General features: G+C 72.0%; 20 protein-coding genes and 1 pseudogene. 10 read left to right on the forward strand and 11 right to left on the reverse strand.

Features of this window, described 5'->3' with window-relative positions; translation table 11 throughout:
- Positions 1-10 precede the first annotated feature (10 nt).
- The 3 genes from StrepF001_RS40655 to StrepF001_RS40665 all read right to left on the reverse strand — a co-directional run bounded on the left by StrepF001_RS40655 (position 11) and on the right by StrepF001_RS40665 (position 2862).
- Positions 11-253: a DUF5133 domain-containing protein gene (locus StrepF001_RS40655; protein WP_129803096.1), complete on the reverse strand. Its 243-nt coding sequence runs from the start codon at positions 251-253 to the stop codon at positions 11-13.
- Between the two features lie 135 nt (positions 254-388).
- Positions 389-2158: an ABC transporter ATP-binding protein gene (locus tag StrepF001_RS40660; protein WP_129803097.1), complete on the reverse strand. Its 1770-nt coding sequence runs from the start codon at positions 2156-2158 to the stop codon at positions 389-391.
- A 158-nt stretch (positions 2159-2316) separates the two neighbouring features.
- A complete protein-coding gene (locus StrepF001_RS40665; protein WP_129803140.1) occupies positions 2317-2862 on the reverse strand; it encodes a hypothetical protein in 546 nt (181 codons plus the stop codon).
- A gap of 218 nt (positions 2863-3080) precedes the next feature.
- Between StrepF001_RS40665 and StrepF001_RS40670 the strand changes: the two genes are divergently transcribed.
- Both StrepF001_RS40670 and StrepF001_RS40675 read left to right on the forward strand, forming a co-directional pair.
- Complete coding sequence (locus tag StrepF001_RS40670) at positions 3081-3302, forward strand: DUF397 domain-containing protein (protein ID WP_129803141.1); 222 nt, start codon at positions 3081-3083, stop codon at positions 3300-3302.
- A gap of 74 nt (positions 3303-3376) precedes the next feature.
- Entirely contained in the window at positions 3377-4297 is a 921-nt protein-coding gene (locus StrepF001_RS40675; protein WP_129803098.1) for a helix-turn-helix transcriptional regulator, read from the forward strand.
- 23 nt (positions 4298-4320) lie between these two features.
- On the opposite strand, the gene StrepF001_RS40680 is transcribed toward StrepF001_RS40675, so the two are convergent.
- Positions 4321-5139, reverse strand: a complete 819-nt coding sequence (locus StrepF001_RS40680) for an SAM-dependent methyltransferase (RefSeq protein ID WP_129803099.1) — start codon at positions 5137-5139, stop codon at positions 4321-4323.
- Positions 5140-5310: 171 nt separating this feature from the next.
- The gene (locus StrepF001_RS40685; RefSeq protein WP_129803100.1) at positions 5311-6168 is read right to left on the reverse strand and encodes an aldo/keto reductase; all 858 of its coding nucleotides are present in this window, start codon (positions 6166-6168) and stop codon (positions 5311-5313) included.
- A 397-nt stretch (positions 6169-6565) separates the two neighbouring features.
- On the opposite strand from StrepF001_RS40685, the gene StrepF001_RS40690 reads away from it, so the two are divergent.
- The 4 genes from StrepF001_RS40690 (at position 6566) to sthA (ending at position 10479) form a co-directional block, all read left to right on the forward strand.
- Positions 6566-7447, forward strand: a complete 882-nt coding sequence (locus StrepF001_RS40690) for a Gfo/Idh/MocA family oxidoreductase (RefSeq protein ID WP_129803101.1) — start codon at positions 6566-6568, stop codon at positions 7445-7447.
- Between the two features lie 61 nt (positions 7448-7508).
- Positions 7509-8618 carry a PP2C family protein-serine/threonine phosphatase gene (locus tag StrepF001_RS40695; RefSeq protein WP_240797929.1) on the forward strand — a complete coding sequence of 370 codons (1110 nt, stop codon included), beginning with the start codon at positions 7509-7511 and terminating at the stop codon, positions 8616-8618.
- Positions 8619-8731: 113 nt separating this feature from the next.
- Positions 8732-8938, forward strand: coding sequence for a hypothetical protein (locus StrepF001_RS40700; RefSeq protein ID WP_129803102.1), 207 nt, complete (start codon positions 8732-8734; stop codon positions 8936-8938).
- Positions 8939-9075: 137 nt separating this feature from the next.
- Positions 9076-10479 carry a Si-specific NAD(P)(+) transhydrogenase gene (sthA, locus tag StrepF001_RS40705; protein ID WP_129803103.1) on the forward strand — a complete coding sequence of 468 codons (1404 nt, stop codon included), beginning with the start codon at positions 9076-9078 and terminating at the stop codon, positions 10477-10479.
- Between the two features lie 11 nt (positions 10480-10490).
- Here sthA and StrepF001_RS40710 read toward each other — a convergent pair whose 3' ends face one another.
- Positions 10491-10970 (reverse strand): DUF5709 domain-containing protein, encoded by a 480-nt coding sequence (locus tag StrepF001_RS40710; protein WP_129803104.1) that lies wholly within the window; start codon positions 10968-10970, stop codon positions 10491-10493.
- 103 nt (positions 10971-11073) lie between these two features.
- Between StrepF001_RS40710 and StrepF001_RS40715 the strand changes: the two genes are divergently transcribed.
- Together StrepF001_RS40715 and StrepF001_RS40720 are read left to right on the forward strand one after the other, a co-directional pair.
- Positions 11074-11802: a peptidase E gene (locus StrepF001_RS40715; protein WP_240797930.1), complete on the forward strand. Its 729-nt coding sequence runs from the start codon at positions 11074-11076 to the stop codon at positions 11800-11802.
- A 37-nt stretch (positions 11803-11839) separates the two neighbouring features.
- The gene (locus StrepF001_RS40720; protein ID WP_129803106.1) at positions 11840-12061 is read left to right on the forward strand and encodes a hypothetical protein; all 222 of its coding nucleotides are present in this window, start codon (positions 11840-11842) and stop codon (positions 12059-12061) included.
- An 11-nt stretch (positions 12062-12072) separates the two neighbouring features.
- Here StrepF001_RS40720 and prcB read toward each other — a convergent pair whose 3' ends face one another.
- The 4 genes and pseudogenes from prcB to StrepF001_RS40740 all read right to left on the reverse strand — a co-directional run bounded on the left by prcB (position 12073) and on the right by StrepF001_RS40740 (position 15363).
- The gene (prcB, locus tag StrepF001_RS40725) at positions 12073-12927 is read right to left on the reverse strand and encodes a proteasome subunit beta (protein WP_129803107.1); all 855 of its coding nucleotides are present in this window, start codon (positions 12925-12927) and stop codon (positions 12073-12075) included.
- Positions 12928-13001: 74 nt separating this feature from the next.
- Entirely contained in the window at positions 13002-13943 is a 942-nt protein-coding gene (locus tag StrepF001_RS40730; RefSeq protein WP_129803108.1) for a lysylphosphatidylglycerol synthase domain-containing protein, read from the reverse strand.
- 247 nt (positions 13944-14190) lie between these two features.
- Entirely contained in the window at positions 14191-14940 is a 750-nt protein-coding gene (locus StrepF001_RS40735) for an HAD-IA family hydrolase (RefSeq protein ID WP_129803109.1), read from the reverse strand.
- Positions 14941-14968: 28 nt separating this feature from the next.
- Positions 14969-15363: pseudogene (locus StrepF001_RS40740) on the reverse strand (SgcJ/EcaC family oxidoreductase).
- Between the two features lie 88 nt (positions 15364-15451).
- Between StrepF001_RS40740 and StrepF001_RS40745 the strand changes: the two are divergent.
- The gene (locus StrepF001_RS40745) at positions 15452-16087 is read left to right on the forward strand and encodes a nucleoside/nucleotide kinase family protein (protein WP_129803110.1); all 636 of its coding nucleotides are present in this window, start codon (positions 15452-15454) and stop codon (positions 16085-16087) included.
- Positions 16088-16107: 20 nt separating this feature from the next.
- On the opposite strand, the gene StrepF001_RS40750 is transcribed toward StrepF001_RS40745, so the two are convergent.
- Positions 16108-18000 carry a hypothetical protein gene (locus tag StrepF001_RS40750; protein ID WP_129803111.1) on the reverse strand — a complete coding sequence of 631 codons (1893 nt, stop codon included), beginning with the start codon at positions 17998-18000 and terminating at the stop codon, positions 16108-16110.
- A gap of 170 nt (positions 18001-18170) precedes the next feature.
- Between StrepF001_RS40750 and StrepF001_RS40755 the strand changes: the two genes are divergently transcribed.
- Entirely contained in the window at positions 18171-19775 is a 1605-nt protein-coding gene (locus tag StrepF001_RS40755; protein ID WP_240797932.1) for a glycosyltransferase family 39 protein, read from the forward strand.
- Positions 19776-19797: the final 22 nt, after the last annotated feature.

Here is a 19797-nt window from a genome sequence, read left to right on the forward strand (position 1 = left end):
GCGGACGGAGTCACCCGGCCAGCGACAGACCGCTCTCCCCGTCCGGGTCCGGCGCACTCCCGCCGGCCAGCAGGGCGTCCGCCCGGGCGATCGCCTCGCGGATGCTGGTCGTACCCGTCAGGACGCACAGGGTGTGACTGACGTCCGCCAACTCCCGTGCCCTCGTCGGCGTCTCCCTCTCCGCCTGAGCGATGCGCAGCGATGCGTACCTGGTCAGCAGCCTCCTGACGACCTTCGGGTCCGGAACAAGCACGGGGCGCCCCTCTCTCGACTTTTGCGCACCGTATGCCCGGACGGAGCCGGACCAATCGTCTTCTTGGGTACCCGGCACCCATTTGACGCAGAACCGTCGCCCACCGCACAGGTGTCCGGCCCTTCCGGCGGACGGTCAGGCGGCCTGGCCGCTGTGCAGTGCCGCGTAGGCGCCGCCCCGGCGCAGCAGTTCCTCGTGCGTGCCGATCTCCTGGATGCGGCCGTCGGCCATCACGACGATCCGGTCCGCGCCCCGCACGGTGGACAGCCGGTGCGCGACCACGAACGTGGTGCGTCCGTGCAGCAGCCGGGCGAGGGCCTGCTGGACGAGCGCCTCGGAACGGGTGTCCAGCGCCGAGGTCGCCTCGTCCAGCACCAGCACCCTGGGGTCCCTGATCAGGGCGCGGGCGATGGCCAGCCGCTGCCGCTGCCCGCCGGACAGCCGCGCCCCGCGCTCGCCGACCAGGGTGTCGAGTCCCTGCGGCAGCCCGTCGACGAACTCCAGCGCGTTGGCGTCCCGCAGCGCCGCCCGGACCGTCTCCTCGTCGGCGTCGTCCATCCCGTAGGCGACGTTCTCGCGGACCGTTCCGTCGAAAAGGACCGACTCCTGCGGCACGACCGACACGAAGCGCCGGTAGGTTCGCAGGTCGAGGGTGTTCATGTCGGTCCCGTCGAGCAGCAGCCGGCCCGAGGTGGGGCGGATGAAGCCGATGACGAGGTTGAGCACGGTGGACTTCCCGGCGCCGGACGCGCCCACCAGGGCGATCGTCTCGCCCGGTGTCACCGAGAGACTGAAGTCGCGTACGGCGGGCCGTCCGCCGTCCTCGTACGCGTGAGAGACGTGCTCGAAGGTGACGGCGCCGCGCAGCGCGGTGAGTTCGGCCTTGCCCTCGTTGTCCTCGAGCTCGGGCGCCTGGAGCACCTCACCGACCGAGCGGACGGATTCGAGGCCCTTGGTGATGACCGGCGCCAGGCCGGTGAGTGTCGTCGTGGAGTTGGTGAGGGTGGTCAGGAAGGCGCTGAGCATGACGACATCGCCGGCGGTGACGCCCCAGACGTTGTAGTACGAGATCAGTGCGGCGCCGGCGAGAACGAGGACGCCGACCACGTTGAGGACCACCCAGGCGAGTGAGCCGAACCGGCCGTTGACCAGGTCCAGGCGCATCCCCGAGGTCAGCAGCCGGCGCAGGGTGCCGTCCATGCGGCGCAGTGCCTTGCCCTCCAGGCCGTGCGCACGGGTCACCGGGATCAGGCGGGTCATCTCCGTCACGCGCGAGGAGAGCGTCTCGACCTCGTGGCGGAAGTGCTCGTTGTGGGTGCGCAGCCGGGCCCTGAGGCGGGCCACGAGGAGTGCGGCGGCGGGCACGACGACGAGGAAGACGGGGACGAACTCGGGGGTGCGGATGGCGATGATGACGAGTCCTCCGGTGAGGACGGTGATCGCGCCGAGTCCCGTTTCGGCGGTCTGTTGCACCATCTGCTCGACGGTTTCGACGTCGCGCACCACCTTGGCCTGCAGCACTCCGGCGCTGACCCGGGAGTGGTAGCCGATGGAGAGCTGCTGCATCCGGGTGCAGAGCGCGGAGCGCAGGGCGGTGCCCATGCGGCGCACGCTGCCGTACAGGAGGCGGACGTACAGCACATGCAGCGGGTAGTTGACCACCAGGATGAACATGATGACCCCGGTGCTGGTCCAGAGCCTGCTGATCGGCTGGTGCTGGACGACGGTGTCGATGATGGACGCGGTGATCAGCGGCAGCAGCCAGACCGGGCTGTGCTTGACCGTGAAGACGCCGACCGCGGCGGCCAGTCGCCATCGGTCGGCGTGGAACAGGTAGGCGAGGGTGCGTATCGGGTGTTCGCCCCGGTAGCGGTGGTCGAGCGGTCTCTCGTGCGACGACGCCATCCGCGGTGGTCCTCTCCGTCAGCCGGGCCAAGGAGGCAGGAAGCGCTTTCTGCCCAGTGTGGCCAGGGGTACACCAGATGACGGCAGGAATGCCGGGGCGTCCGCAGCGTGAGACCGACGAGCGGCGCAGACGCGCCGTACGGGTGGGGCTGGGGCTCCTACTCGCCGAGGGACCGGGCGAGTTCGGTGGACGCGTGGGCGATCTCGGCGTCCTTCTCGGCCTGGAGCTGCCGGACGACGCCCCGCCGGGCACGGACGGCCTGACGGGCGGCGCGCTCCCAGACCACGTGGTTCTCACGGTGGTTGAGCAGCTTGGGATACGCCGTCGCGGTGTTCTCCCACTGCCGGGCGTCGGCGATGTTCTTCAGCAGCTCGATGATGCGGGCACGGCAGGTCACATGGGGAAGCTGGGCAAGTTCCCACAGGAAGGGGACCGTCGCGGCCGTCGCCTGCTCCACCACGAAGCCGTACTGGCAGACACGGTCGCGCAGTTCGTCGAGTGCCGCCGCGGCGGTGTCGGCGCCGCCCCAGGCGATTTTGTTGAGCAGCAGCGGGATGCCGGCCGCGCAGCCGGTGGAGTCCCGGATCTCCTGCCACGGCACCTCGCCCAGCGCTCTCAGGGGCGTGGCGCGGGGAGCTCCCGTCGGCCGCGTCTCGCGGTCTGTGCGCTCGGTGCTCTGCTGTCCCGTCGAAGCGGTGCGCATGGCGTCGGGCCTTTCCGCGGCAGTCATGTCGGTACGGGTGACAGGTCGACGACCTGACCTTTTCCCTGATGCGGCGTCATGATCGGGCGTCTCCACAGGGGTTGACGCCGTAGCTATTATCCACACCGACCCCACCTCCGTGCAATTGCACGAGAAATTGCGCGAGAATCCGGGTAGGGAGTCAGCAACGTGAACTGAGGGAGGTCGCGGTGCCAGTGATGCCGAACGGAGTGCGGGCGAGTTCGTTGGACGCCCGGTGGATCAAGAGCCGGCACAGCAACGCCGAGGGCAACTGCGTCGAGGTCGCCGCCCTGGGCGACGGGGGCGTCGCGATGCGCAACTCCCGTGATCCCGACGGGCCCGCGCTCGTGTACACCGCAGCCGAGGTGGCTGCATTCCTGGCCGGCGCCAAGGAAGGCGAGTTCGACCATCTGATGTGAGCCGTCCCGCCTGCTGCAGACCGGCCAAGTGCGGTAGCGTGATAGTCACTTCTGCCGGTCTGCAGGGAGCCAGGATGTCCGCCGAGCCACAGCGTGTGTCCCGCCTCCGACCCTATCTCGACCGGGCGGAGCCCGCTCCGACTCTGCTGAAGATGCTGGTCGGCGTCCAGCTGGCGGGCCTGCGCGAGGATGCCGGGCTGGCCCAGGAACAGGCGGCGCGCGCCCTGGGATTCAGTCCCGCCAAGCTGTCGCGCATCGAGTCGGGCAAGGGCCGCAGGCCTCCGACCGAGGGCGATGTCCGCGCACTGTTGAAGCTGTACGACGCGGAGGAGTACGAGGCGTCGGTACTGCTGCAGCTGCTCCGGCGGGCCGGGGAGCCCGGCTGGTGGCAGCGTTACGACAAGCGGCTGATGCCCGAGTGGTTCGACCGGCTGGTCGGGCTGCAGGAAGCGGCTGCCGCGATCCGTACGTTCGAGATCCAGTACGTGCCGGGCCTGCTGCAGACCCCGGACTACACCCGGGCGGTCGTGGAGCGCGGGCTGCCGGTGGCACCGTCGCACGAGGTGCGGCGCCGGGTCGAACTGCGCACCCGGCGGGCCCAGTTGCTGCACCGGGCGGACGCTCCGCAACTGTGGGCGATCATCGACGAGTCCGTGCTGTTGCGCGTGCTCGGCAGCCGTGCGGTGATGCGCGAGCAGCTCGGGCATCTGGTCGAGATGGCCCAGCGTCCCCATGTCAGCGTGCAGATCGTGCCGTTGGACGTGACCAACGCGTCGGCCCCGGCGATCCCGGTCACCTATCTCCGCTTCGACGGCCTCGATCTGCCCGACGTCGTCTACCTGGAGCACATCCGGAGCGCGAACTTCCTCGAGGACCGGGACGAGACGGAGGAGTACCGCGTCGCCCTGGACCGGCTGGCCGACGAGGCACTCACGCCACGCGCCTCCCTGGAACTGCTCCGGGAGACGATGGCGAGTCGCTACCCCGCCGGCTGAGCCACCGGATGCCCCGGACGAACCTACGGGAGGCGGCCGACGCCGCCGAACTCGATCCACTCGTGGGTGAGCTGACGGGGCACCACCTCGGAGTCGGGGCGCCAGGTGGACACCTCCACCAGGCCCGGTTCGAGGATCTCCAGGCCCTCGAAGAACTCGGCGACGTCCTTCTCCTGCCGCACCCGGCCCCAGTGCCCCTGCGTCGCCTTGTCCATGAAGTCGGTGACGAACGCACGCACCTCGGCGTCCTCGCTGACCAGCTGGCACATCACCAGGTAGCTGCCCGGTGCGAGCCGCTCGGCGACCCGGCGGGCCACCGCCTGCGGGCCGTCGGTCTCGCTGTCGGGAATGCAGTGGAAGACCGAGTTGAACAGCACGGCGACCGGCTGCGAGAAGTCGATCAGGCGCTGCGTGTCGGGGTGGGAGAAGATCGCGTCGGTGTCCCGCATGTCGGCGTGGATGACGCAGGTGCGTTCGTCCTGCTCCAGCAGGGCCCGGCCGTGCACCAGCACCATGGGGTCGTTGTCGACGTAGACGACGTGCGCGGTGGGGTCGTGGCGCTGCGCGACCTGGTGCACATTGTCCTGCGTGGGCAGGCCGGAGCCGTGGTCGAGGAACTGCCGGATGCCGTACTCCGCGGCGAGCGTGCGGACGACGCGCTGGAGGAAACGGCGGTTGTTCACCGCGAGCCGGCGCGTGCTGGGCACGACCTTGTCGAGTTCCTCGCAGGCGGCGCGGTCCGCGGCGTAGTTGTCCTTGCCGCCGAGGTAGTGGTCGTACATGCGCGCGGCCGTCGGCACGTTGGCGTCGATCTCCGTGGACAGCGGCTTGTCGGTGTGCATCGATCCCCCTGCTTCGTGCCGAGCGCCAACTCGACTGGCCTGACAGGGAATACATCCTAGGGAGTGCGTGACTCCCCGTGCCAGTACATGCGCGAATCGTCGGGGGGAAGAAGGGCCTGTGTGCACGGTGCGGGCCCGGCATGGGGCTGCCCGGCCCGCACCGGAGGGAGCTCAGGCGGCGTCCAGCTCCGCCAGTTCCCCGGCGGTGAGCACGAGGCCGGGTGCGGCGGCGGAGTCGCGGATCGTCTCCGGCCGACTGGCCCCCGGAATGGGGACGACCACCGGCGACTTGGCGAGCATCCAGGCCAGGCAGACGCGCTGGGGACTCACCCCGTGGGCGTCGGCGATCCTCGCGAACGGGGCGTGGGCCGAGCCGAGTTCGCCGGCCCGGGAGATACCGCCGAGCGGGCTCCAGGGCAGGAACGCGATGCCGAGCTCGTCGCACAGACGCAGCTCCGGCTCGCTGGAACGGAAGGCGGGCGAGAACTGGTTCTGCACGGAGACCAGTCGGCCGCCCAGGATGTCGCCCGCCAGCCTGATCTGGTCCGGGTTCGCGTTGGAGATGCCCGCCATACGGATCTTGCCCTCGTCCAGCAGGTCGCGGAGCGCGCCGACGGACTCCTCGTAGGGCACGCGGGGGTCGGGGCGGTGGAACTGGTAGAGGCCGATCGCCTCGACGCCGAGCCGGCGCAGCGACTCCTCGCAGGCCGCCTTGAGGTGGGCGGGGCTGCCGTCCAGCGTCCAACTGCCGTCGCCGGGGCGCAGATGGCCGCCCTTGGTGGCGACCAGGACGTCCTTGCCCCGGTCGTGGGTGGCGAGGGCCTTGGCGATCAGGGTCTCGTTGTGCCCCACCTCGTCGGCGTCCCGGTGGTAGGCGTCAGCGGTGTCGATCAGCGTCACGCCGGCGTCCAGGGCGGCGTGGACGGTGGCGAGGGAACGTGCCTCGTCCGGCCGGCCCTCGATCGACATGGGCATGGCGCCCAGACCGATCGCACTGACTTCGACGTCACCGATGCGGCGAGTGTGCATGGTTCGTGACCTCTTTCGCCTGTCGCGCAGAACCGATGGAGTCCGTACGGCCGGGGCGGTCGTACGGGAGATGTCCCAGCGTGGCTGGGCTTGCGGCCGGCGGTCCAATAGAGGAAAGCGAACGGATTCAGTGGCCGGAGTGCTGAATGGTGGGAGCCGTGGCGGCTCGGGCCGGTCCGTGCGCACCCCTCGGCGGGGCCGCCCGTCGAGCCGGGCGGCGAACAGCAGCCGCCCCCTCGTGCCGCAGCCGGCGGTGATCCGCGGCCCGGGCGCCTCTTCGAGCCCGTCGAGGGCGGGCCTGGTGTCCGGGTCCGCCGTTCGTGTGACACGCTCGCACCCGGCCGGCCTCGTGGCGCCGGTCGTCGCGAGATTCGGCAGCGTTGGAGAGGCGACCCGTATGCGTATCGGACTGCTCGGCACCGGCCCGTGGGCGCAGATGGTGCATGCCCCCGCCCTGGGCGCGCACGACGGACTGGACTTCGTCGGCGTGTGGGGGCGCCGCCCGGCGGCGGCGAAGGAACTGGCCGACCGTCATTCCATCCGCGCCTACGACGACGTCGACGCCCTGCTCGCGGAGGTGGACGCCGTCGCCGTGGCGCTGCCGCCGGCGGTCCAGGCGGAGCTCGCGGCGCATGCCGCCCGGGCGGGATGCCATCTGCTGCTGGACAAGCCCGTCGCCACGACGGTCGACGACGGCCGTGCCGTGGTCGAGGCGGCGCGCGGCGCCGGTGTCGCCTCGGTCGTGTTCTTCACCACGCGCTTCCAGTCCGCCCCCGAGGCCTGGATCACCGAACAGGCCGGACGGGACGGCTGGTTCGTGGGGCGGGCGCAGTGGCTGGGCGCGCTGTTCTCCGGGGACAACCCGTTCGCGGCCTCGCCGTGGCGGCGGGAGAAGGGTGCCCTGTGGGACGTCGGTCCGCATGCCCTGTCCGTGCTGCTGCCGGTCCTCGGGGACGTGACCGGCGTGGCGGCCGCGGCACGCGGTCCCGAGGACACCGTTCACGCAGTCCTCCACCACGCCACCGGCGCGTCCAGCACCCTGACCCTCAGCCTCACCGCTCCGCCCGCGGCGGCGGGGGCCACCGTGGAACTGCGCGGCACGGCGGGGGTGACGGCCCTTCCGGCGGGCTCCGAGGGGGCGCTTCCCGCGTTCGCCCGCGCCGCCGACGCCCTCCTCGCCGCCGCCGGCTCCGGCCGGCCGCACCCCTGCGACGCGGCATTCGGACTGCGGGTCACCGAGATCCTCGCCTCGGTCGAGGACACGCTCGGCACCCAGTGACGGTGGGGGCGCCGGCACAGCTCGGCGTGCGGCGCGCGACCCGGCGTAGCAGCGTGGTGGTGTGGAGAAGGCCTCCGTCCTGTCACCTCTCCGGCACCGGGACCGGCAGAGCTGGCTCAGGGGCGCGCCACCGCCACGCTGGGTGCGGGTGCTGCCGGCCGCGCTGATCGTGGGCGTGGGCGTGGCCACGGGTCTCAGCGACGATGCCCTCGACGTCGGCTTCCTGCTGGGCGCCATCCCGCCGCTGGCCATCCTGTCGTACGGACCGCTGGGGACCGCCGTCCTCGGCGCGCTGACGATCACGCTGCTGCACATTCCGGCCCTCCAGCTGAACCGGCCCGGCGACACCGACCTGTGGACCATCGTCTTCGTCTCCGCGATGAGCGTGTTCGTGGCCTTCGTCCACAGTCACCGCGGCGCCCAGCTCGACATCGAACGCACCACCGCCGAGGCCGCACAGCGGGCGCTGATACCGCCGCTGCCCGAGGGGGTCGGCCCGGTGCGCTGCTGGGGCCTGTACCGGGCGGCGCAGCGCGGGACGCTGGTCGGCGGTGACTTCTACGACGTGCGCGACGGCCCGTACGGGGTGCGCGCCGTGCTGGGCGACGTCCAGGGGCATGGTCTGGCGGCCGTGGGCACGGTCGCCTCCCTGCTGGGCGCCTTCCGGGAGGCGGTGCTCGATCAGCCGGATCTGGAGGCGGTCGCCGGCCGCCTCGACCGACGGCTGCGGGTGGACTCGGCGGGCGCCCGGCACGCCGAGCTGTTCGCGACCGCCCTGTTGCTCGAATTCTCCCGCGACGCGCGTGCGGTGCGGATCGTGACGTGCGGCCATCCGCCCCCGGTGCTGCTGCGGGCGGGAACGGCCACGGACCTCGAGGTCGAGCCGTCGATGCCGCTCGGTCTCGGCCTTGCCGACGGCACCCCGCAAGGCGCGCTCTCCGTCTTCCTGGAGCCCGGCGACACACTGGTCCTGGCCTCCGACGGGGTCCTCGAGGCCCGTGACCGGACCGGCGCCTTCTACCCGCTGACCGAGCGGCTGACCGTCCTGGCCGAGCGCGACCCCGCCGCCCTGACGGACCGGGTGTGGGCGGACCTGCTGCGGCACAGCCGGGTCATACGCGACGACGTCACGATGCTCGTGCTCGTTCCTCGGTCACCGCAGGCCCTCTGACCTCGGCATCACCCGCTCCGGATGCAGTGTGCGCTCCGACGTTGAATGGTGTTAGTGGACCCGATGACCGCACCGGGTTCGCAGCACAGCCCCGGACCGGAGGAGCAGAGATCATGTCGACGCCACAGCCCGACGCGTCCAAGCCGGTCACGGACCGCGTCACCCCGGATGCCCTGCTCCACACCCGCACCGGCACGGACGTGTCGCCGGAGGACGTGGTGCTTGCCTCGGGCAAGGACCTCACCCCGAAGAACCTGGAATGGGCCCGGCGCAAGCTGGACCGAGAGGGACCGGCGGCCATCGACAAGCTGCTGCCCTAGGGTCTTCCGGGGGGACACCGGACGCGTTCCCGGTGAGGCGTGCGCGCCGACTCACGTGTGCCTTCGGGCAGTTGACCGTAAAGCCGGTTGACCGTTCACCCTGTCGAAGAGGTGTCCGGGCTGTCAGACTCCGGAGGGTGCCCGACTACGACATGCTCGTCCTCGGATCCGGCCCGGGTGGCCAGAAGGCCGCCATCGCCGCGGCCAAGCTGGGCCGCCGGGTCGCCGTCGTCGACCGCCCCGACATGGTCGGCGGGGTCTCCATCCACACCGGCACCATTCCCTCCAAGACGCTGCGCGAGGCGGTGCTCTATCTGACCGGTCTCACCCAGCGCGACCTCTACGGGCAGAGCTACCGCCTGAAGGAGGACATCACCGTCGCCGATCTGACCGCCCGCACCCAGCACGTGGTCGGCCGCGAGGTCGACGTCGTCCGCAGCCAGCTGTCCCGCAACCACGTCGCCGTGTTCGCCGGCACCGGCCGCTTCGCCGACCCGCACACCGTGGCGCTGCGCGAGGTCACCGGCCATGAGCGGCTGATCGGCGCCGAGCACATCGTGATCGCCACCGGCACCCGGCCCGCCCGGCCCGGCAGCGTCGAGTTCGACGGGCGGACGATCATGGACTCGGACAACGTCCTCGCCCTCGAACGGGTCCCGCGCTCCATGGTCATCGTCGGCGCCGGCGTGATCGGCATGGAGTACGCCTCGATGTTCGCCGCGCTCGGCAGCAGGGTGACGGTGGTCGAGAAGCGGGCCGGGATGCTCGACATGTGCGACGTGGAGGTCGTCGAGTCGCTCAAGTACCACCTGCGGGACCTCGCGGTGACGTTCCGCTTCGGGGAGACCGTCGCCGCCGTCGAGCGTCATCCCCGGGGCGCCCTCACCGTGCTGGAGAGCGGCAAGAAGATCCCGGCCGACGCGGTGATGTACTCCGCGGGCCGGCAGGGTCTGACCGACGACCTCGACCTCGGCAAGGCCGGCCTGTCGGCGGACGCGCGCGGCCGGATCACGGTCGACGAGCACTACCGCACCCAGGTGCCGCACATCTACGCCGTGGGTGACGTCATCGGCTATCCGGCCCTGGCCGCCACGTCGATGGAGCAGGGGCGGGCGGCGGCGTACCACGCCTGCGGGGAGCCGGTGGGCCGGATGCACAACCTCCAGCCGATCGGCATCTACACCATCCCGGAGATCAGTTTCGTGGGGCGGACGGAGGATCAGCTCACCGAGGACCGGGTGCCGTTCGAGGTCGGGATCTCCCGCTACCGGGAGCTGGCCCGGGGCCAGATCGTCGGGGACTCGCACGGGATGCTCAAGCTGCTGGTCTCTCCCGAGGACCGCACGCTGCTGGGTGTGCACTGCTTCGGCAGCGGGGCGACCGAGCTGATCCACATCGGTCAGTCCGTGATGGGGTGCGGCGGTACGGTCGACTATCTGGTCAATGCGGTATTCAACTATCCGACGCTCGCGGAGTCCTACAAGGTGGCCGCCCTGGACGCCACCAACAAGCTCCGGCAGATCGACCGGATCGCGGACTGAGGGGACACCGGTCAGGTGGTGTCGTCGTCGACGACGTGCACGGCGGCCTCCTCGGCGCCCGCGGCACCGGCGTCGACGCCCTTGTCGTCGGCGACCGCTTCCTTCGTGGTGTCGGGGCGCAGGCCCTCGTCCGGGGCCACCAGGCGGCCGGCGCGTTCGGTGCCGGACTCCGGGTCGACCGGTTCGCCCTCTCCGCCCGGGAGGTCGCCGATGTCGTCCCCGGCGAGTTCGTCCACGTCAGGCCGTTCCTGGGCGAGCCGTTGGTCGAGGCTCTCGCCGGCGTGCTGTTCCGCGGCCGTGGTGCCGTGCCGGGTGACGCCGAGCGGCTTCTCCGGCGGCGAGTAGCCCTCGTCCAGGGTGTCGTCGTAGGTCCGCTCGTCGACGGCGTCCTGCAGGTCGAGGGGGGCGGCGTCCTCCTGCTCCTCGTTGGTTCCGGTGGGCTGGTACACGTCGTCCGCCATCGGTTCGGGCTCAGTCCCTTCCGTTCCCATGGCTGCCTCCCTGTCACACTGCGATCGGTCCGTCCCCCTCCGCGTTTCCCGCCCCGCTGCCCTGACACGTTCCGTTCCACGCACCCGCCCAGGAGGTATCCCCGTGGCACCGTCCGCACCCCCGCGACGTCTGGCCCTGCTCGGCGGAGGCTTCTCCACCGACGAGGACGGGCTGCTGGACGACTGGGTGCTCGGCCAGGCACGTACCTCGCGGCCCCAGGTGTGCTTCGTGCCCACCGCGAGCGGAGACGCCCCCGGCTACGCCGAGAAATTCCTCACCGCGTTCCGGTCACGCGCATGCGAGCCCTCCGTCCTCACGCTGTTCCGACGGGAACTCGACGACGACGCGCTGCGCACGTTCCTGCTCGCGCAGGACGTCGTGTACGTCGGCGGCGGCAACACCGCGAACCTGCTGGCGGTCTGGCGCACCCACGGCGTGGACCGGCTGCTGGGCGAGGCCTACGACCGCGGGACCCTGCTGTGCGGAATCAGCGCCGGCGCCAACTGCTGGGCCGAGGCCTCCCACACCGACTCCTTCGGCCCGCTGGACGTCCTGCGCGACGGCCTGGGCCTGCTGCCGGGCTCGGTCTGCCCGCACTACGACAGCGAACCGGGCCGCCGCCCCTCGTACCGGGAGGCGGTGGCGTCCGGCGCGCTGCCCGCGGGGTGGGCGGTGGACGACGGTGTGGGGGCACTCTTCACGGACGGCCTGCTCACCGAGACAGTTACGCGTGCCCGGGCCGCCCGTCTCCATCGGGTCGAGCCGGACGGAGGGGGCGGGGCCGTGGAGCATGCCCTGGGGGCTCGCCTGCTGGAACTCCGTATGAAGTGACCACCATGCCGCGCCCGGCCGGCCCTACAGTGCGGGCATGAACATGAAGTGCTCGCAGTGCACAGCGGTCGGCCTGGAAGCCGGTTTCATCGAGGACGCCGGCGACCACTCCAACGGGTACGCACGGTGGATACCCGGCCCCCTGCAACGCGGGATCTTCGGCGGTGCCAAGCGCTTCGGCCGGCCCCGCTACCAGATCGACGCCTACCGCTGCCCGGCGTGCGGGCACTTGGAACTCTTCGCTCCCCACGAGGTGTGACCCGTGGCCGGTCACGGCGCCGCGGTCGGCCCGTCCGGTCGGCTGTGGCGCTGTTCGACCATCTCGCGGCTGAGTTCCTCCGTCTCCGCGACGGGCATGCGCTCGAACCCGTCCTCCGTGATGACGGACACGATGGGGAAGATGCGGCGGCTGATGTCCGGGCCGCCGGTCGCGGAGTCGTCGTCGGCCGCGTCGTAGAGCGCCTGGAGCGCGGCCAGGGCGGCCTCGCGCCGGGACATGCCCGGGTGGAACAGTTTCTTCAACGCGCCTCGCGCGTACGGCGAACCGGAGCCCTCGGCGTGGAAGTCCCGCTTCTCGTACGCGCCGCCGGCGACGTCGAAGCTGAAGATGCGGCCCCGTTCGTCCTCGGCGGCCCTGACGTCGTAACCGGCCATGAGGGGGACGACGGCGAGGCCCTGCATGGCCTGGCCGAGGTTCTGCCGGATCATCCCGGCGAGCCGGGTCGCCTTCGCGCTGAGGGTCATCGGGATGCCCTCGATCTTCTCGAAGTGGGTCAGCTCGACCTGATAGAGCTTCACCATGTCCAGCGCGAGCCCGACGGTGCCCGCGAAGGCCACCGCGGTGTAGTCGTCCGCGGGGTGCACCTTCTCCAGGTCGCGCTGGGCGATGACGTTGCCCATGGTGGCCCTGCGGTCCCCGGCGACCATCACCCCGTCGCGGTAGGCGAGTGCCAGGACGGTGGTGCCGTGCGGGAACTGCTCCGGTGCCGCCCGGACGCCGTCGGGGAAGGGCGGGCGAGTGGGCAGCAGCGCCGGGCGGTGCGCCGCGAGGAACTCGGTGAAGGAGGAGCTGCCGGGAGTGAGGAACTCCTCCCCCAGACGTCCGCCGCTCTCGTGTCCTGCCATGCCACTTCCCCCTCGTCCACAGGCCGACAACCGGACTCCTACCTGTAGCGGGCGGACGGGAAACGCCGTCGCGGTCACAGGGCCTTGCGCCGGACGAGTACCGCCAGCACCAGCAGGCCCGGGATCAGCGGCAGCCACACGGTCAGGAGCCGGTAGCCGAGGACCGCGGACGCCGCCGCCGCGCCCGGCGCTCCGGCGGCCGTGAGGGCAAGGGCGAGGACCGCGTCGAGGGAGCCGAGGCCGCCCGGGGTGGGCAGCAGGGCGGCGGCGCTGCTGGCAGCCAGGTACACGAGGGCCACCCGGGCGGGATGCAGGGACAGGTCGACGGCCTGGGTGACGGCGATCAGAGCGACGGCGTGCAGCGCGGCGAAGGCCAGCGAGCCACCCCACAGGGCGGCCGCCCGTTGCGGCAGGGCGTGCACGGCCCGGACGTCCGCCGACACCGTCGCCAGGAGCTTTCTGCACCGGGGCCAGAGCCGGCCGGCCGGCAGCGCCGCGAGGCAGACGGCGGCGAGTACCCCTGCCACGAACACGCCGGGAACGTGCGGCAGCCGCAGCAGCCCCGGGCAGGCCAGGGCGAGTACGGCGATCAGGGCGCCGCGCACCAGCCCGCCCGCCGCGGCCTTGACCGCGAGCGCGGTCAGCGATCGGGCTGCCGGAAGGCCGCAGCGCATCAGGAAGCGCAGGTTCACCGCGCCCGCGCCGAGGCCCGCGGGCAGCACGTGGTTGGCCGCCGAGGCGGCGAACTGGGCGGCGACCAGCCGCCCCGCGGGCAGCGGCTGGGGCACCGCGCCCTGCAGCGCGAGCGCGGAGCACAGCCAGGTCGCGGCCACCGCTGTCGCGCCCACCAGCAGCCAGCCGGAGTCGGCGACGGCGAGCCGGCCGACGCCGGTCTCCAGCACGGGCCAGTGCCGCCGGGCGAGGAGGCCGACGGCCACCAGCACGGCGACGGTGAGGAGAGTCTGCCACAAGGCCCGTCGGCGGGTGAGAGGGACGGCGTACTGCTCGGGCGTCATGCGGCCGGGCCCCCGCACGGCGCCGGTGCGACGTGCACCCGCAGGACGCTGGGTGAACCCGGACGCAGCGCGCCGGCCCGGGTGACGCGCACGCTGCCGGTCATCGTCCTGGCCCCCTCCCCACGGCTCACAGGGTTGCTGACGCCCTCCTGCAGTCCACGGACGCGGGGGCGGAAATCAGGGAAAACATGCAAAAACTAACCCACGCGGAGGGGATGTGCAGCGCTGCATACGGCCACACGCCGGCTCAGCAGGCGTTCGGTGTGCTCCCCAGTTCGGCGAGATCCTGCACCACGATGTCCGCGCCGTGCGCGTAGAGCGCGTCGGCCTGTCCGGCGCGGGCGACGCCGACGACGTACCCGAATCCGCCGGCGCGACCCGCGTCCATGCCGGCCAGCGCGTCCTCGAAGACGGCCGCCCGCCCGGCCTCGACGCCGAGGTCGTGGGCGGCGGCCAGGAAGGTGTCCGGCCGCGGCTTCCCCGGCAGCTTGCGCTCGGCGGCGACCACGCCGTCGATCCGTACGTCGAACAGGCCCTCGGCGTCGATCGCGCGCAGCACGGCCCGGCAGTTGGCGCTGGAGGAGACGATCGCGGTGCGCAGGCCCTGGGCGCGGACCGCCTCGATGTAGCGCAGGGTGCTGGCGTAGGCCTCGACGCCGCCGGTGCGGATCTTCTCCAGGAGGAGGTTGTTCTTGCGGTTGCCGACGCCGTGCACCGTCGGCGCGTCCGGCGGGTCGTCCGGGCGGCCCTCGGGCAGGTGGATACCGCGGGAGGCGAGGAAGGTGCGGACGCCGTCCGCGCGGGGCCGTCCGTCGACGTACTCGTCGTAGTCGGCGCCGGCGTCGAACGGCCGGAAACGCTCGCCCTCGCGGTCGCGCAGGAAGGCGTCGAACGTCTCCTTCCAGGCGGCCGCGTGCACGACGGCCGTCCTGGTGACGACCCCGTCGAGATCGAACAGGCAGGCCAGGATTGCTTCGGGAAGACCGAGCTCCGTCATACCGGAAGGGGTTCCCCGCGCGGGGGGATCAGTCGTGCGGGAACGAGTGGTGCTCGTGTGCGACCTGCCAGCGGCCGTCCACCTTGCGCAGGCCGAGCGTCAGCCGCAGGCGCAGGGTGGGCCGTTCGGCGAGTTCCTGGGGCGTGCCGCAGCGCAGCAGCGCATACGCGTAGGCGACCTCGGTGCCCGCGGTGACGTCCAGGGACTCGATCTCGAAGGAGGCGCCCTGGGCCTGCCACTCGAAGAACGGCGGCCAGCTGGCGCGGTACGCGGCGAGTCCGTGGATGCCCTCGTGGGGCGGGGCACATCGAACATGACGATGTCCTCCGCGTGGTCCGCGAGGACCGCCTCGAGGTCGCCGCGGTGGACGGCGTCGGCCCACCCGGTGACGAGGGTGCGGATCTGCTGTTCGTCGTCGGTCATGATCCTTCGGCTCCTTTCTCCCCGCTCTGGTCGACTCCCCGCAGTCCCGGAAATCATCGCCGCATGCCCGGATGCCACACTCTGCTGTGTGCCGGTGACCTTCGATGACCTCCTGGCCCGTGCCCGGGCCCTCACAGCGCACGGCCGGCGGGCCGTCCTCGGCATCGCCGGCAGCCCCGGCGCGGGCAAGACGACCCTCGCCGAACGCCTGGTGCGGGACCTGAACGGCACCGGCCGGCCCTGGGTCGCCCACGTCCCCATGGACGGCTTCCATCTGGCCGACGCGGAACTGGACCGGCTCGGCCGCCGGGACCGCAAGGGCGCGCCCGACACCTTCGACGCCGCCGGGTACGCCGCGCTGCTGCGGCGCCTGCACGACGAGGCCGACGACGGCATCGTGTACGCGCCCGGTTTCGAACGCGTCCTGGAACAGCCGATCGCAGGGGCGATCCCGGTGCCGCCGGCCGCCCGGCTGATCGTGACCGAGGGCAACTACCTGCTGCTGGACACGGGAGCGTGGGCGCGGGTGCGACCCCAGCTGGACGAGGTGTGGTTCTGCGAACTGGCCGAGCCCGAGCGGATCCGCCGTCTGATCGCCCGGCACGAGGAGTTCGGCAAGGGCCCCGATCAGGCGCGGGCGTGGGTACTGGGCCCGGACCAGCGCAATGCCGGCCTGGTGGCGGCGACGCGGGAACGGGCGGACCTGGTGGTGCCCACCGGATAGCGTGCGCTGAGGTCTTCCAGTCACCGTTCCCCGGCAGGCAGCCCGCCGGGCGTGGGCCGAGCCGGTGCCGGGCGGCAGGCCTCCAGCGTCAGCTCCGGCTCCCCGTGGGCGTCGCCCGCCGCGTCGCCGATCAGGGCGGTGAAGGCCTCGGTGCGCACGGTCAGACCGTGTGGCCCCGCCTCGAAGGACGGCGTGAACGGGGCGCCCGGAGTGCCGCCGTGTCGGACGGCGAAGACATGCAGGTCCTCCGGGGCGCCGGGGGCCGGTCCCGCCTCCAGAGCGGTGGAGGCGAGAAGGTAGCGCCAGCCCTCGTCCGGGTTGCCGAAGCCGCGCGGGTCGGCGGCCAGCGCGAAGGCCGCCTGCTCCTGGGTGACCTCCGCGCGGGCGTCGAAGTGCTGTGCGTCCTGTGCCGGAGGGTGGGTCAGCCGCAGGGTGCCGGCACCGGCCACGTCGGCGGCCTGCGCGGTCCTGCGTACGCGCTCGCCGTCGTCCGCGGCGTACGGCAGGCCGGCGAGCAGATACGGCGTCCCCTCCAGCCGCTCGACGGCGACCGTCGTCCACAGGCGTGTTCCGTCGGTGACGTACAGGGATCGCACATGGCGCAGGACGTGGTCGCGGTCGACGACCGGCTTGGTGACCAGTTTGGCGGTCAGTTCGCCGGTGCTCACGTCGCGGACGCGGACCGTGCCGAACGGGCGGCACAGCAGGAAGCCGTCGGTGACCGGCCCGAAGCCGTGCTGCCGGTGGACGACGGCGGGCAGGTGGTAGGTGCCGCCGGCCTCGATCAGCGACGGGGTCATACGGTCGTCGAAGGCCACCGAGACGCTGCCCGCGCGCAGTTGATGGCGGGCCGGGGCGGTCGAGGGCGTACGGTGCCACCCCGGCGTGTCCTGGATCTGCCAGACGAGCATGAAGGCGAAGTGGCCGTCGAGGCCGCCGTCGGGCCTTCTCGCATGCCGGGCCCAGCGGGTGTCGCCCCGGTAGCGCCCCAGGTCGGCGCCGATCCGGCGGCCGAAGTGGCGCAGGCCCAGGACCGCTTCGAAGCCGCAGTGCTGTTCGCTGTAGCGCGGCCCGCCCACGTCGAAGCCGCCGGTGGTCAGGCGGGCGTCGAGACAGCGGGCGAGCGCGTCGCCGTCCTCGGCGAAGACCTTCTCGCCGCTGATCCGGTGGGCCTGGGCGAGGAACGACAGGGAGATGGGACCGTAGTTGTTGTCGTACGCCCCGCCGTGCTCGGGCGGCAACAGCGCACCCCGGTCACGGATGCGGCGGGCGCGGATCTCCTCGGCGTACAGGCGCATCGCGCGTGAGCGGACCGACTCCCCCTGTGCGGGCGGGAGATGGCGGGCCAGCATCAGGCCGGCGACCACACAGCCGATCGCCTGGTTGGCCGCCTCCTGCGGGTTGAAGAAGGTGGCCGCGGTCAGCCAGCCCCAGTATCCGACCGCCAACTCGAGCAGTTCCAGGCGTGGTTCGTCGTCGAGGAGTCCGTCGGCCGTGTCGAGCACGTCGACCGCCTGGAGCAGCGCCCAGACTGTACTCGGCCAGTCGCCGTGCGGGTGGGCCCCCGGCTCGAGGACGTAACGGGCGTACGGCAGACCCGAGTCGCGGATCCTGAGGTTCGGATAGCCGGTGTTGTCCTCCCGGAACACCCGTTCGCGCAGGTGGAAGGCGAGGCTGCGGCGCACGGCCGGCGGCAGCCGAGGGTCTCTGCCGTGCTGCCAGGCGAGCGCGAGCAGGGACGTGACACCCAGGGAGGTGTCGCCGACGTCGAGAACGGCCGCCGGGTGTTCGAGGCTGCCCTCCGGCGTGATCCGCGCCAGCGCCTGCTCGGCGACGTCCGCGAGTACGGCGTCGTAGGCCTCCGGTGTGTCCGGCAGATCGTGCAACGGGCGCCGCTGATAAGGGAGATGCATGTCGGTTCGCCCCTTTCCGCCGGGGAGACCAGCGTCTCGCGGAACGCGGACAAGCGGACCGTGTCCGGCATGCATTCCCCCGACGGGATCGAGCTGAACTCCGGCACGCCGCGCGCCGTACCCCACTGCACGGCAGACGGTCTGTCGGTACGACTTCCGCGAGGCGGATGATGACGCATGTCCGGCACTGGATCAGCCGCAAGCGGTGGCCGGCGCCGCTGGTCGCGGCCCTGTTGCTGGGCCAGATGGCCGTCGCCATGGTGACCGGCGCCGCGCAGCAGACGCCGGCGATCGACGAGCCCGTCTACGTGGGGACGGGCACCATGTACCTGCGCGAGCACGAGCTGCGCCACAACCCGGAGCATCCGCCGCTCGGCAAGCTGGTCATCGGCGTCGGGGCGGCCCTCGCCGATCCGCACCTCGGCTCTTCCTTCGAGGGCGGCCAGGCCGCGCTCGGACGGCATCTGCTGTACGGGTCCGGCAACGATCCCTGGCGGCTGATGCTGTTCGCCCGGCTGCCGGTGATCGTGCTGACGCTGCTGTTCGGGCTCGTGGTGCTCACCTTCGCACGTGAACTTGCGGGCAGGGCGGGCGGGTTGGCTGCGCTCGCCCTGTACGCCCTCTCCCCCGACGTCATCGCCCACGGCTCGCTGGCCACGCTGGACGTTCCGACGGCCGGATTCCTGCTGACGGCGGTGTGGCTGCTGTGGCGGGCCAGACACCGGCCGTGGCGGTACCTGCCGCTCGCAGGCGCGGCGCTGGGGGCGGCCCTGGCGACGAAGATGAGCGCGCTCCCGGCGGTTCCGGTGCTGCTGGTCCTGGCCGTGCTGTCGGTCCGGTGCACGCGTCCGCGCCCGCGGGCCGTCCTGTTCGGCGCCGCGCTGATGACGCTGGCCGCCGTCGCCGTCGTATGGGCCGCGTACGTCGCGGTCGATCCGTCGCTGCGCTGGACGCCCCGGCAGCATGTGCCGGCCGTTCACGGGCTGCGCGGTCACCTGGTCGGCCTGCTTCCGTTCCCCGAGGCGTACCGGGACGGGATGCGTATCCAGTTCGGGCTGGAGAACAAGCCGTGGCGGGGCTTCCTGTTCGGCCGTCAGTACACCGGTTCGCTCTGGTACTACCTGCCGGCCGCGCTGCTGGTGAAGACCCCCCTCGGCATGCTCGTCCTCTGGGCGGCGGGGGCCGTGACGGTGGTGGTGGTACGGCGGCTGCGGCCGGCCGCGCCGTATCTGCTCGCCCCCGCAGCCGTACTGCTGGTCTCGGCCATGCAGGGCGCCCGGGACTTCGGCACCCGGTACGCCGTCTTCCTGCCGATGTTCCTCGCGGTGGCAGCCGGCTGCGTCCTCCTCCTGCGATGGCGGTGGGCCCCCGCGGTGACGGGGGCGCTGGTGACCTTCGTGGCCGTCAGTTCCCTACGGGCGTACCCCTCCTACCTGCCGTACTCCAACGAGGCGTTCGGCGGACCGGAGAAGACCCGTCTGCGGCTCCACGACTCCAACGTGGACTGGGGACAGGACCTCGGCCGGCTCGCCGACCGGTTGCGCGAGCGCCATGGGGGCGAGCGGATCTGGCTCGTGTACAAGGGCAGCGGGGTGCCCTCGTTCTACGGCATCGAGGCGGCCGATCCGCGCCGGGCGCCGGCCGACGAAGTGCACGGGCTGCTGGTCGTGTCCGACTCGGCGGCCGCCACGGCCACCGGGCGGCTGGCCGAGCTGATCGCGAGCAGCCGGCCTGTCGGCGAGGTCGGGCACTCGATCACTCTGTACCGCCGGTAACAAGGCCGGTGCCGACGAGTAG

Origin of the sequence: Streptomyces sp. F001 (genome assembly GCF_004187715.1) — a bacterium.
Taxonomy (GTDB): Bacteria; Actinomycetota; Actinomycetes; order Streptomycetales; family Streptomycetaceae; genus Streptomyces; species Streptomyces flavusporus.

Excerpts from the sequence above, each read along its gene's own strand:
- StrepF001_RS40730 (WP_129803108.1), bottom strand. The coding sequence starts at position 13,943 with ATGACGCCCGAGCAGTACGCCGTCCCTCTCACCCGCCGACGGGCCTTG.
- StrepF001_RS40750 (WP_129803111.1), bottom strand. The coding sequence starts at position 18,000 with ATGCATCTCCCTTATCAGCGGCGCCCGTTGCACGATCTGCCGGACACA.
- StrepF001_RS40660 (WP_129803097.1), bottom strand. The coding sequence starts at position 2,158 with ATGGCGTCGTCGCACGAGAGACCGCTCGACCACCGCTACCGGGGCGAA.
- StrepF001_RS40670 (WP_129803141.1), top strand. The coding sequence starts at position 3,081 with ATGCCGAACGGAGTGCGGGCGAGTTCGTTGGACGCCCGGTGGATCAAG.
- StrepF001_RS40720 (WP_129803106.1), top strand. The coding sequence starts at position 11,840 with ATGAACATGAAGTGCTCGCAGTGCACAGCGGTCGGCCTGGAAGCCGGT.
- StrepF001_RS40710 (WP_129803104.1), bottom strand. The coding sequence starts at position 10,970 with ATGGGAACGGAAGGGACTGAGCCCGAACCGATGGCGGACGACGTGTAC.
- prcB (WP_129803107.1), bottom strand. The coding sequence starts at position 12,927 with ATGGCAGGACACGAGAGCGGCGGACGTCTGGGGGAGGAGTTCCTCACT.
- StrepF001_RS40700 (WP_129803102.1), top strand. The coding sequence starts at position 8,732 with ATGTCGACGCCACAGCCCGACGCGTCCAAGCCGGTCACGGACCGCGTC.
- StrepF001_RS40680 (WP_129803099.1), bottom strand. The coding sequence starts at position 5,139 with ATGCACACCGACAAGCCGCTGTCCACGGAGATCGACGCCAACGTGCCG.
- StrepF001_RS40755 (WP_240797932.1), top strand. The coding sequence starts at position 18,171 with ATGACGCATGTCCGGCACTGGATCAGCCGCAAGCGGTGGCCGGCGCCG.
- StrepF001_RS40690 (WP_129803101.1), top strand. The coding sequence starts at position 6,566 with ATGCGTATCGGACTGCTCGGCACCGGCCCGTGGGCGCAGATGGTGCAT.
- StrepF001_RS40665 (WP_129803140.1), bottom strand. The coding sequence starts at position 2,862 with ATGCGCACCGCTTCGACGGGACAGCAGAGCACCGAGCGCACAGACCGC.
- StrepF001_RS40675 (WP_129803098.1), top strand. The coding sequence starts at position 3,377 with ATGTCCGCCGAGCCACAGCGTGTGTCCCGCCTCCGACCCTATCTCGAC.
- StrepF001_RS40735 (WP_129803109.1), bottom strand. The coding sequence starts at position 14,940 with ATGACGGAGCTCGGTCTTCCCGAAGCAATCCTGGCCTGCCTGTTCGAT.
- StrepF001_RS40685 (WP_129803100.1), bottom strand. The coding sequence starts at position 6,168 with ATGCACACTCGCCGCATCGGTGACGTCGAAGTCAGTGCGATCGGTCTG.